The organism is Actinoplanes sp. GCM10030250, from assembly GCF_042666575.1.
GTDB lineage: Bacteria > Actinomycetota > Actinomycetes > Mycobacteriales > Micromonosporaceae > Actinoplanes.
This window is the reverse complement of the sequence record NZ_JBHTDO010000003.1, coordinates 17,907-30,067: the sequence shown is the minus strand read 5'-3', so window position 1 is coordinate 30,067 and position 12,161 is coordinate 17,907. Positions and strand designations below refer to the sequence as shown.

Genomic DNA, 12,161 nt, shown 5'->3' with positions numbered 1-12,161 from the left:
TCGACCCTACGAGCCGGATCGCCACCGTGGCGACGGGCACCCACCTCCGTGTCGAAGAAGAAGCCGGTCCGGCGTTCACGCCGGACCGGCCCCTCAGCACGACCGAAGGATCAGGCCGTCAACCTCACGCCGTCCATCTCAGGCCGGGGTTGACGTTGCCGGTCCAGTCGAAGGTGGCCATGTTGTCCCAGCCGTCGCCCGTACCGTTGATGTTGGCGGGGTCCCAGCCGTTGCCCTTGATCGCATACCAGGTGGGCTCCCAGTAGAAGACGCCGATGGCGCCGGCGTTGCGGGCGGTGTTCTGCACCCAGGTGAACTGTTGCGCCTGGCCGGCCCACGTCGACGGGATGTTGTCGCAGAGGACTGTGCCGGGGATGGAGTTGCGCTCGCTGTCGGCGTCGGCGCTGGTGAACTGGTAGGCGGTCTCCGCGAGGACGACCGGTTTGCCGTAGCGGGTGCGCATGTCGGTGATGACGTTGTGGAGGTTGGCCAGGGTGCCGTGCCACATGCAGTAGTAGGACAGGGCGGTGATGTCCCATTTGACGCCCTGGGCCGTGATGCCGTCGTAGAACCAGCGGGCGTGGGCCAGGCTGTCCGAGTTGGCGGTGTGGATCAGGACCTGGGTGGAGCTGTTGCACGCCTTGGTGGCGTTGTAGCCCTGCTTGAGCAGGCCGGCGAGCGGGGCGAAGTTGTTGTTCACCACCTGGCCGCGGGGCCAGAGCATGCCGACGTTGATCTCGTTGCCGATCTGCACGCTGTCGGGGGTGGTGCCCTGCGCCTTCAGGGCGGTGCAGACGTCGTAGGTGTAGTTGTAGACGTCGGTCTGGAGCTGGCTGAGGGAGTGTGACGACCAGGCGGCGGGGGTGTACTGCTTGCCGGGGTCGGCCCAGGTGTCCGAGTAGTGGAAGTCGACCATGAGCTTGAGGCCCTTGGCCTTGATCGCCTTGGCCTGCTGGAGGACCTTCGCCTTGTTGTTGTAGCCGCTGGCCGGGTTGTTCCAGACCCGCAGCCGCATGTAGTTGGCGCCGGCGCCCTTGAGAATGTCGTACGGGTCGGTGGCGGTGCCGTTCTTGTAGTACTTGGCGCCCAGGTCGAGGCTGCGCTGCAGCGACGACACGTCGGCGCCGAGCATGGTCAGCGGTGCGGCCTGCGCGGGTGCCGGAGTGAAGGCCACCAGGAGCGTGGCGATGAGAAGTGCCCGGAATGTACGTCGCATCATCGCTCCCAGCGGATGTAGGGGTTGACCCGGCCGCGGTCGTCGAAGGTGGCCATGTTCTCCCAGGCGTTGCCCGAGTTCTCGATGTCCTCGGTGTCCCAGCCGTTGCCGTCGATCGCCGTCCAGGTGGGTTCCCAGTAGAAGACGCCGAGCGCACCGGCGTCGCGGGCCGCGTCCTGCACCGCGCTGAACTGCTGGGCCTGCCCCTGCGGGCTGGCCGGAATGCCGTCGCACGGTGCCGGCGACACCATGATGTTCTCCAGGTGGTCGAAATTCTCCGTCGTGTACGGATACGCCGTCTCCGCCACCACCACGGGCTTGCTGTACCTATCGCGGACCTCGGCCAGAACGGTTCTCAGGTTTTCGAGACTTCCGTGCCACATGCAGTAGTAGGACAGCGCCGTGATGTCCCACCGGGCGCCGGCGGCGGTGATCCCGTCGTAGAACCAGCGCGCGGCATCCGGGTTGCCGGCCAGCGCGGTGTGCACCATGACCTGCGTCTTGCGGTTGCACGCCTTGGTCGCGTCGTGCCCGGCGTTGAGAAGCCGCGCGAGCGGGCCGAAGTCGCTGTTGTTGACGTACCCGGTGGGCCAGAGCATGCCGACGTTGATCTCGTTGCCGATCTGCACGCTGTCCGGCGTGGTGCCCTGCCGCTTCAGGCTGGTGCACACGTCGTACGTGTAGTCGTAGACGTCCTTCGTCAGCTGCTCCAGGGAGTGGCCCTCCCAGGCGGCGGGGGTGAACTGCTTGCCGGGGTCGGCCCAGGTGTCCGAGTAGTGGAAGTCGATCAGCAGCTTGTGACCGGCCTTCTTGATCGCCCTCGCCTGCTTCAGGACGTGGGCCTTGTCGCTGTAGCCGCTGGTCGGGTCGTTCCAGATCCGCAGGCGCATGTAGTTCGCGCCGGCTTTCTTCAGGATGTCGTACGGGTTGTCCCGCTTCCCGCGGAAGTCGTAGAACTTCGCGCCGAGCTCGAGTGCTCGCGGGAGTGTCGAGACGTCGGCGCCGCGCATGCTCAGCTGGGGTTTCTCAAAGGCTGCGGCGGGGTTGGGGGAGAGGGTCACCGCGAGGACCACGGCGAGGAGGACGGCTGGCACTTTCATGACGCTCCTTTGTGGACGAAAGGGACGAAATGAGCTGGGAGCCGGCCTCGATCAAAGGGGGAGATCGAGGCCGGACCCGGGGGGCCCGAGAAAAGCTCAGGCTGGGGAGGAAGAGCGGATCACCAGGCTGGTGGGCACGGTGATGGACAGGGGGGTACGCCCGGCGATGACATCGTTGAGGAGGCGGACCATCTCCTCGCTGATGCGCATCAGCGGGTGCCGCACGGTGGTGAGCGGCGGTTCGGTGGTGGCGGCCAGCCCCGAGTCGTCGAAACCGACCACCCGGACGTCACCGGGGACGTCCCGGCCGGCCTCGCGCAGGACCGGCAGTGTCGCGGCGGCCATCCCGTCGGAGGCGGCGAAGACCGCGTCCACCTCCGGCACCCGGCTGAGCAGCGTGCGCATCCCGGCCGCGCCGCTCTCCCGGCTCCAGTCGCCGTGCACCACGTACGCCGGGTCGACGGCGATCCCGGCCGCCTGGAGCGCGTCGGTGTATCCGCGGAGCCGGAACACGCCGCCGAAGGTGTCCTGCGGTCCGGTGATCGTGGCGATCCGCCGGCAGCCGGCCGCCAGCAGGTGCTCGACAGCGGTCCGGGCGCCGCCCCAGTCGTCGGCCGAGACCGAGCTGATCGAGTCCTCGAAGCCGAGCACCTGACCGCAGGCCACGATCGGCACCTCGGCCTGGACGAGTTGCTCGAGCAGCGGGTCACCGGAGTGCGGCGACACCAGCAGCACCCCGTCGACGTGACCGCCGGCGAGGTACGCGATGGTGCGGCTGCGCTCCTCCGGCGTCGACGCGATCATCAGGATCAGCGTGAGCTCCCGGTCGGAGAGCGCCTGTGCCACGCCGCGCAGCAGCACCGAGAAGTTCGGGTCCTCGAAGAGCAGGTGCTGCGGCTCGGTCAGCAGGAACGCGATCGACCCGGACCGGCCGGTCGCCAGCGACCTGGCGTGGTGGTTGGTGGTGTACCCGGTGCGGGAGATGGCGTCCCGGACCGCGCGAACGGCCTCCGGGCTGACCCAGTCACGCCCGTTGAGCACCCGCGACACCGTCGCGTAGGAGACCCCGGCCTCGCGAGCGACATCGCGGATGGTGGGGCGTTTGCGCGACACGTTCGGGATCATAGTCAGGCCTTGATCCCGCCGGCGGCCAGGTCGACCTGCCAGTACCGCTGCAGCGCCAGGAACAGGGCGATCAGCGGGATGATCGAGATCAGCGCCCCGGTGATCACCGACGTGTACATCGCCGGCTGGTTGGCACCCTGGTTGAGCAGGCCGTTCAGGCCCACCGTGATCGGATAGAGCTTGTCGTCGCCGAGCATGATGTAGGGCAGCATGAAGTTGTTCCAGATCGCCACGAACTGGAAGAGGAAGACGGTCACCAGGCCGGTGCGCATCATCGGCAGAACCACCCGGTAGAAGGTCCGCCAGTCGCCGGCGCCGTCGATCCGGGACGCCTCCAGGATCTCGGTGGGCACCGCCGCGGCCGCGAAGATCCGGGCCAGGTAGATGCCGTACGGGCTGATGAAGCTGGGCAGCAGCACCGCCCAGTAGGTGTTGGTCAGCCCGACCTTCGCCAGCAGCAGGTACTGCGGGATGGCCAGGATGACGCCGGGCACCAGGACGCCGGCCAGGATCACGTTGAAGACGAAACTCTTGCCCCGGAACTCGAACTTCGCGAGGGCGAACCCGGCCATCGCGGAGATCATCGTGGAGGCGGCGGCGCCGACACCGGCGTACAGGGCGGTGTTGGCCATCCAGCGCCAGTAGAGGCCGTCGCGGTACCCGGCCAGGTCGGTGATGTTGTCCCAGAGGTGGACGCTCGGGGACAGGGTGAAGGTGGAGAACAGCTCGCCGGCGCTCTTGGTGGAGGCGATCAGCACCCAGAGGACGGGGAGCAGGCAGTAGGCGGCGCCGAGGATCAGGAGGGTGGTGGCGACCGGACTGCGCTTCTGCGCGGTCATGACGGACATGGGTCAGTCCTCCTGATTGAAGGCCCGGCGCCCGACGAGCTTCAGGAAGCCGAAGGACACGAGGAACGTGGCGAGCGCGATGACCACCGAGGTGGCGGCGGCCGCGTAGATGTCGTTGCGGGTGAACGCGTCCCGGTAGACCTTCATCAGCGGCGTCCACGTCGTGGAGATGGTGTTCGACAGCGGCTTGAGCGTCATCGGCTCGGCGAAGACCTGGAGGGTCGCGATCAGCGAGAAGACGAACGTCATCACCAGCGACGGCATCACGATCGGGATCTTGATGCGCCAGGCGATCGCCGTCTCCGAGGCGCCGTCGATGCGGGCCGACTCGTACAGGCTGGTCGGGACCGCCCGTAGCGCGGTGTAGATGACGATCATGTTGAAGCCGGTGCCGCCCCAGACCGCGATGTTGGCGACCGCCCAGATGGTCGCCGACGAGGAGAGCAGGTTCGGTGCGGTGATGCCGAGCGCCTCGAGGGTGTCGTTGATCGGGCTGACCCGGGGCAGGTAGAGGAAGCCCCAGAGCAGTGAGGCGACAACGGCCGGTACCGCGTACGGAAGAAAGATCGAAATCCGGGCGAACTTGCCGACCGATTCCCGGGTCCGGTTCGCGTCCAGCAGCAGCGCCATCAGCAGGGCCAGGCCCAGCATGGTCGGCACCACGATCATCCCGTACGCGAGAACCCGCCACACGCTCGGCAGGAAGTCGGGGTCGGTCATCGACCTGGCGTAGTTGCTCAGACCCGCCCACACCTCGGTCCGGGCCTTGGCTCCCAGTCCCAGCCCGCTGACCTTGACCTTACGCAGGCTGAGGTAACCGGCGTACACGATCGGCGCGGCGAGGAAGAGTACGAAGAGCACCATCGCCGGTGCGAGGAAGGCGTACGGGGTGCCGCCGGCCCGCCGGGTGCGCGGAGCCGCCGCCTTCGCCACCGGGGCCGGGCGCGCGGTGCTGGGAGGAGCTGGGGTGATCAGCGACATCGCCGAACCTTCCTGTGCGAAACCGATCCGGGACCCGGGCGGGGCCGACCCCGCCCGGGTCTGCCGATCACTGAGTCTTCTTCAACGTGGCGAGTGCCTCGGCCGCCGGCGCCGGGCAACGGCCCGGCAGGTGCAGGCCCGATGCCAGGTTGAGAATTGCTCACTGGGCGACGGTGAACCCGGTGTTCTTCAGGTCGTCGACGGTGGTTTTCTGGATGGTGGTGAGCGCGCCGGTGAAGGCGGCGGCCTTCTTCGACTCCGCGGCCTTGCCGAACGCGTCGTTGAACGCGCTGTACGCGACGTTCACGTTGGGGCCGTAGGTGAACGGCTTGGTGGTCTTCGCGGCGTCGGCGGCGATCGTGTAGAAGTCGGCCTGGCCGGAGAAGAAGGCCGGCGGCGTGGTGAGCACCGCCGCGGCGTCGGTCGCGGCCGGGTAGACGTTGGCGGTGCCGGCCAGCAGCTTCAGGGCCTCCGGGTCGCTGTTCAGCCAGGACACGAACTGGGCGGCCTGCTTCTTGTACTTGCTCTGGGTGGTGACGCTGGTGGCCGAGCCGCCCCAGTTGCCGGTCGCCGGTGCCGCGGCGTCCCACTGCGGCATGGGAGCGGCCGTCCACTTGCCCTTGGTGTCCTTGGCGCTGCCCTCGAGCACGCCCGGCGCCCAGACCGCGCTGACCCAGCCGACCTGCGTGCCGTCGTTGAGCGCGGCGTTCCACTCCGGGGTGTACATCGGCTTGTTGTCGACGACGCCCTTCTCCACCAGGCCACCCCAGTAGGAGGCGACCTTCTGGGTGGCGGCGTCGTCGATGTTGACGCTCCACGCGTCGCCGTTCACGCCCCACCAGGAGGCGCCGGCCTGCTGGGCGAGACCGGCGAACAGGCCGGCGTCGGTGGCCGAGAACGTGCCGAGATACTGCTTCGGGTCGGCCTTGTGGATCTTCTCGGCGGCCGCCGCGTAGTCGTCCCAGGTCTTCGGGGCCTGCAGGCCGTTCTTGTCGAAGATGTCCGAGCGGTAGAAGAACATCAGCGGGCCGGAGTCCTGGGGTACGCCGTACACCGCCTCGGAGCCGAGGGTGACGCCGTTCCAGGAGCCCTCCGGGAACTTGCTCTTCAGCGAGCCGACCTCACCCGCGATGTCGGCGATCGCGTCGGCCGAGACCAGCGTGGGGATCTTCTGATACTCGGCCTGCATGATGTCCGGCGCACCGCTGCCGGCCTTGATCGCGGTCAGCAGCTTGGTGACGGCCGGGTCGCCGCCGTCCTGCTTGTTGACAGTGACCTTGATGTTCGGGTTCTTCGCGTTCCAGGCCTCGACGACCTTGTCCATGTTCGGAGCCCAGCTCCAGTAGGTCAGGGAGACCGGGCCGCTCGCCTCGCCCGACGACGAGTCGGAGTCGGAGTCGGAGCTGCTGCTGCAGGCGGTGACGGCGAACAAGGTCAATGCCGCCACGAACGGGGCGATTTTCGTCTTCATCGATCCTCCTTGATCGGCTTGGCCGGGAACGGGAAGCCGTGGACGGGAAGCCGCCGGAAGGCATTCGCCTCGGTCGGTCCCTGTGACCGGTTACAGTGCTGCTGTTACGGCCCCGTGTCAAGAGCTTGCTTCCCACCCGTTACGCCTGTGTATCGTTCGGGCTCGCCGGTCTGTGACCGGTTACAGTCAAATCGCAAGGAGCTGATCCCATGCCGCCGCTCGAGCCGCTCTCCGTTCGCCATCAGCCCTGGGCGACGCCGCTGCGCCGGCCGCGGATGAGCAACGACGAAGACGTGCGTGCCGGTCTCTGTTTGACCAGCCGATACCTGCTCCGCGACGGCCGCCCGGTCATCCCGGTCTCCGGCGAGCTGCACTTCAGCCGGGTGCCGCGGCACCGGTGGGCGGAGCGCCTGCGCCAGATGAAGGCCGGCGGGGTCACCGTCGTGGCCACCTACGTCTTCTGGCTGCACCACAGCGCGCGCCGTGGCGAGGCCCGTTTCGACGGCAACCTCGACGTGGCCGCCTTCGTCGACCTGGCCACCGAGACCGGCCTCGACGTGGTGCTGCGGATCGGCCCGTGGTGCCACGGCGAGACCCGCAACGGCGGTTTCCCCGACTGGGTGCAGCTCGCGCCGGTCCGGCACCGCACCGACGACCCCGCCTATCTCGAGCTGGTCACCGAGTGGTTCGGGCAGATCAGCCGCGAGATCTCCGGCAGGTCCCTGCTCGGCATCCAGCTGGAGAACGAGCTCTACGACCAGCCGCAGCATCTGGTCACGCTGAAGAGGCTGGCGCGCGAGGCGGGGATGGCCGCACCCCTGTGGACCGCCACCGCGTGGGGCGGCGCCGACCTGCCCGAGGACGAGGTGCTCCCGCTCTACGGCGGTTACGGCGACGGCTTCTGGGTGGACGCCGACGCGGCGTGGGACCCGACCTTCCGCGACCACTACTTCTTCTCCCACGTCTGGGACGACGCGGGCATCGGCGCCGACGTCCGGCGCGTGCAGGCGATCGAGGCCGCGTCCGGTGGCCCGCGCACGCCGTCCGACCTCTTCCCGCCGGCGACCTGCGAGCTCGGCGGCGGCATGGCCACCGCGTACCACCGGCGGCCGCGCCCGGACGCGCTCGACGTCGCGGCGATCGCGCACTGCAAGATCGGGAACGGTTCAGCCTGGCAGGGCTACTACATGTACGCCGGCGGCACGAACCCCGGCCCGGATCTGCAGGAGTCCCACGCCACCGGGTATCCCAACGACCTGCCCCGGCTCGGCTACGACTTCCACGCCCCGATCGGCGAGGCCGGCACCCTCGCCCCGAGCCACGCCGCGCTGCGCCGCCAGCACGCCTTCCTCGCCGCCTTCGGCGACAAGCTCGCCGACATGCCGTCCAGCTTGCCAGGCGTACGCCCGACCGGTGTCGACGACGACCACACGCTGCGCTGGGCCCTGCGCAGCGACGGTGACAGCGGCTTTCTCTTCCTGTCCTGGCACCAGCCGCACCTCCCGCTCCCGGCCTACCGCGGCGCCCGTTTCCGCGTCACCCTCGACAGCGGCGACCTCGAATTCCCGTCGAAGCCGATCGACGTGCCGCCCGGCACCCTGGCCCGCTGGCCGCTCAACCTGACCGCCGGCGGCGTCCGCATCGCCTGGGCCACCGCCACCGCGCTCACCCTGCTGCCCGGCCCGGTGCCGACGCTGGTGCTGATCGCCGAGGCCGGCATCGACCCGGAGATCGCGGTGGTCACCGGTGGCGAGACGCGCGTCCAGCAGGTCACCCCCGGCCTGGAGCCGGTCCGGCTGGGCACCCTCGACGTGCTCGTCCTGCCGGCCGAGACGGCCGCGTCGGTCTGGGTGGTCGAGGACGGCGGGCGGCGGGTCCTTCTCAGCGACGACGAACTGCAGTGGGACGCCTCCGGCCAGGTGACGGTCAAAACCGTGACAACCTCTGGTGTACGCCTATACGACCCGGTGGTGACATCGTTCCGGAGCCTGCCGCTCCCACCGCCCGCTCCCGGGGCCGTGACCGTGGCCGCCGAGCTCATCCGCCCGGCAGCCGTCACCCCGGTCACCTACGGCAAGCACGACGGCCGCCCGTCGGCGCCCGCACCGGAGATCTTCGACGAACTGGCCGCCGTCTACCGCCTCGACCTGCCCGAGTGGGCGGCCGGCGCGGACCACGATCCGCTGCTGCACATCTTCTGGGCCGGCGACACCGGCGAACTGCGCATCGACGGCGCCACGGTGACCGACCGGTTCTGGGACGGCTCCCGCTGGACGGTCAACCTGATCGACGCCGGCTACCGCGCGGGCGCCGAGGTCACGCTCCACCTGCTGCCGCTGGCCGCGGGCTCCCCGGTGCACGTACCGCACGAGGCCCGCGCCCGGCTCGCCACCGTCGAGGACCAGCTGCTCGCCATCGACACCATCGAGCTGGTCGGCCGGGCCACCGCCGTACTCGACCCGGAGCCGCCCGCGCACCGTCGTCGAGGTCCGGGCCGACCGCAGAGCTGAATCGGGCGCACCACCCGGCGTCGAACACGTCTTCGTGTTCTCGGGTTCGCGCGGGCCGAAAGGGTGGTCTGACGCCTCCGGGATCTTGGGTGATCGGTCACCTTCCGGTGTGGCCGATCACCCAAGATCCGTCCCGCCGGGATTGCCACGGCAGCGAAGTTCCGACGAACCTCGCTGATCGTCATAACCTTCATGATGTACTTCGTGGAGTACGTCCAAGCGTACATGCGCATTCCAGGCCTCGACACGATCGGGGCGTTGTGGCAGCGCTTCCGCCTCGGCAGCATGGGACTGTGCCCAAAGCGCTCAGCTACGCCGACGCGGTACGCATTCTCGGGCAGGGCCCGGACTTCGACTGGATGCGACGACTCAACGATCTGACCGGAGGCCTACTCCTCAGTGCAACGCTTGTCACCCCCGCTACGGTGCTCAGCTGGTTCGACGCGCACGCCCAATTCGCCAGGTTGTCCCAGCAACTTGTCAAGGTGGCAGCCCAGCGCCTGACCGGTGCCCATCGGCTGAGCCGGACCGAGCGGATCTCCGCTGCGCATACCGTCATCGTGATCGCCGCCTACTTCGACGCGCTGTCCGCCGCCGAGCTGCCGTTCGACCTGTCCGCTGCGAGATTGACCGTGGAGGATCAACTGCACCTGACTCGCAAGGACGCGGGTCATGGCAATCTCGCAGAGGTCGCCTTGCGGGTCGCTGTGGGGCTGCCAGAGCCGCACGATGGTTCCGGGCAGTATCTGTCCCACCTGACCGAGGTCTACCGCGGGCTCTCCACCGCGGTCGGGCAGTTTCTGCGCGGGCTGGCTCCCTGGGACGACCTGAGTCCGGGCCAGGAGGCGGAGGTTGACCGGATCCTCGCAGAGGTTCCGGCGCGCGCCGGTAGCCGCTATGCGGAGCTGCTCCTCGACCTTCGGAACGACTGTCCCGAGGCCGAACTCTGGTTGCGCGAGCAGCGCGCAACCGCTCTGTCCGGCTCCGTCCAGGAGATCCATGACCTGATGCACCGCATCGGCGGTCCGTCGGCCGATGCCACCGGCGTGGCCGACCTGCTGCGCAGATCGTACGCCGCGCTGCTGGACCGCCCGATCGTCGAGACCGGCGACCTCCCGGCAGGGCTCGGCGTGCCCAGCCTCCGCGAGGCGTACCTGCCGTCGCTGTTCCGGGTCGCCGAGGCCGCCTCCCTCTACCCTGCGAGCGACGAACGATTCTGGGAGAACCGGCCCGTTCGCGCTGACCTCTATCCGTTCCTCGCCGGTTACCTGACGTCGCCGCGTGCCCAGTCGGCGCCGATCGTGGTGCTCGGCCAGCCGGGCGCGGGCAAATCGGTGCTCACCAAGGTGCTCGCCGCCGAACTCGCCGAGGGCGGCTTTCTCCCGGTTCGGGTGCCGCTGCGCGACGTGGACACCACACTCGACCTGCAGCGGCAGGTCGAACAGTCCATTCAGATCACCACCACCGAGACGGCCGCCTGGCCCCGGCTGGCCGAGTCCGCGGACGGCGGTCTGCCGGTGATCCTGCTGGACGGCTTCGACGAGTTGCTCCAGGCGACCGCGACCAGTCAGAGCGACTACCTCTACAAGGTCGCCGACTTCCAGCGCCGGGAAGCCGCCCTCGGCCGGGCAGTCGCCTTCGTGGTCACCACCCGGTCCAGCGTCGCCGACCGAGCCGTGGCGCCGCCCGACACGCTGTTCCTGCGGCTCGAACCCTTCGACGCGGACCGGGTGACTGCCTGGCTCACCACCTGGCAGAACATCAACGGGCCCAATCTCGCCGCCCGGGGGCTGCGCCCACTGCCCGCCGAGGTCGCCCGGCGCTTCCCCGATCTAGCGGGCCAGCCCTTGCTTCTGCTGTTGCTCGCACTTTACGACGCCGACGAGAACGCCCTGCAGCACACCGACGAGTTGTCCGAGAGTGACCTGTACGAACGACTGCTGGTGAGCTTCGCGCGCCGAGAGGTGCGCAAGGCCGGTCCGCACCTCTCCGAGGCGCAGTGCCATGCCGCACTGGAGGAGGAACTGCGCCGCCTTTCGGTGGTGGCCTTCGCCATGCTCAACCGGTCGGCGCAGTGGGTCACCGAAGCCGACCTGGTGCACGACCTCGCTGCCGTCTTCGGACCGGAACCCAGGCGTGGCGCCAGCGACGGGATGAACACGGCCACCCTGCTGCTGGGCCGCTTCTTCTTCGTACATCGGGCCCAGGCGGTCAGGGGACGGCAGGCACTGCAGACGTACGAATTCCTGCATGCGACATTCGGCGAATACCTCGTGGCCCGTTACACCTGGCAACTCCTCCGTGAGGTGGTGGCTAGGGACTCGGTCACCGCCTCGCCGAACTGGAACAACTATGACGGGCTCTTCGCCCGGCTGCTGTCGTTCGCACCGTTGGTGGTGCGGGCGCCGATCGTCCGGTTCCTGGCAGAGATGGCTGGCGAGCTCGACATGGAGGAACGGCGCCGATGGCTTGAGGTGGTCTTCGAGCTCTATCGGCGATGCATGCACATCAGTTGGGTAGGACAAGCCGGCGATTACCGGCCGGTGGTTCTGGGCATGCCGGCTCGCTACGCGGGCTACTCCGCCAACCTCGTTCTGCTGGCGGTGACGCTCGCGCCGGGGCTGCGGTTCGGTGTGATGGCGGAGCCGGCGGGCGTTCTTGGCGCTCTATCTCAAGGCTCTGGTGGACGAGTCGGTGCCGACGCCGGTGATCGCCGAGGCGTGCGAGGTGATGTTCCGCGCCGGATTTCCGGCCTCGGCTGCCGGGCTCTTGGTGAGAGCGTGCGGTGCCGTCCTGGCGCGGAGATCGCCGGACACGCCGGATGTCGACGTCGAGGCGCATGACAGGCTGGCCGGTCTCGCCCTGAGTCTGGTCGAGAGCGCCGAGGTTCTTGACCTCGGCGAAGTGCCC

Annotated in this window: 8 protein-coding genes; 2 read left to right on the top strand and 6 right to left on the bottom strand. The window is 68.8% G+C overall.

Going from position 1 to position 12,161, the window contains the following annotated elements; translation table 11 throughout:
- Window positions 1-124: 124 nt before the first annotated feature.
- From ACFQV6_RS05915 to ACFQV6_RS05890, 6 genes are all read right to left on the bottom strand, one after another.
- A complete protein-coding gene (locus ACFQV6_RS05915) occupies window positions 125-1,216 on the bottom strand; it encodes an arabinogalactan endo-beta-1,4-galactanase (RefSeq protein WP_378026302.1) in 1,092 nt (363 codons plus the stop codon).
- Window positions 1,216-2,316 (bottom strand): arabinogalactan endo-beta-1,4-galactanase, encoded by a 1,101-nt coding sequence (locus ACFQV6_RS05910; protein WP_378026301.1) that lies wholly within the window; start codon window positions 2,314-2,316, stop codon window positions 1,216-1,218. Before ACFQV6_RS05910 ends, ACFQV6_RS05915 begins: the two co-directional genes overlap by 1 nt.
- A gap of 96 nt (window positions 2,317-2,412) precedes the next feature.
- Window positions 2,413-3,429: a LacI family DNA-binding transcriptional regulator gene (locus tag ACFQV6_RS05905; RefSeq protein ID WP_378026300.1), complete on the bottom strand. Its 1,017-nt coding sequence runs from the start codon at window positions 3,427-3,429 to the stop codon at window positions 2,413-2,415.
- A gap of 14 nt (window positions 3,430-3,443) precedes the next feature.
- Window positions 3,444-4,289 (bottom strand): carbohydrate ABC transporter permease, encoded by an 846-nt coding sequence (locus ACFQV6_RS05900; protein WP_378026299.1) that lies wholly within the window; start codon window positions 4,287-4,289, stop codon window positions 3,444-3,446.
- 3 nt (window positions 4,290-4,292) lie between these two features.
- Entirely contained in the window at window positions 4,293-5,270 is a 978-nt protein-coding gene (locus ACFQV6_RS05895; protein WP_378026298.1) for a carbohydrate ABC transporter permease, read from the bottom strand.
- 160 nt (window positions 5,271-5,430) lie between these two features.
- On the bottom strand, window positions 5,431-6,741 hold the full coding sequence (locus ACFQV6_RS05890; protein ID WP_378026297.1) for an ABC transporter substrate-binding protein: 1,311 nt from the start codon (window positions 6,739-6,741) through the stop codon (window positions 5,431-5,433).
- 209 nt (window positions 6,742-6,950) lie between these two features.
- Between ACFQV6_RS05890 and ACFQV6_RS05885 the strand changes: the two genes are divergently transcribed.
- Both ACFQV6_RS05885 and ACFQV6_RS05880 read left to right on the top strand, forming a co-directional pair.
- Window positions 6,951-9,251: a beta-galactosidase gene (locus tag ACFQV6_RS05885; protein WP_378026296.1), complete on the top strand. Its 2,301-nt coding sequence runs from the start codon at window positions 6,951-6,953 to the stop codon at window positions 9,249-9,251.
- Between the two features lie 293 nt (window positions 9,252-9,544).
- Complete coding sequence (locus ACFQV6_RS05880) at window positions 9,545-12,094, top strand: NACHT domain-containing protein (protein WP_378026295.1); 2,550 nt, start codon at window positions 9,545-9,547, stop codon at window positions 12,092-12,094.
- The last annotated feature ends 67 nt before the right edge of the window (window positions 12,095-12,161 follow it).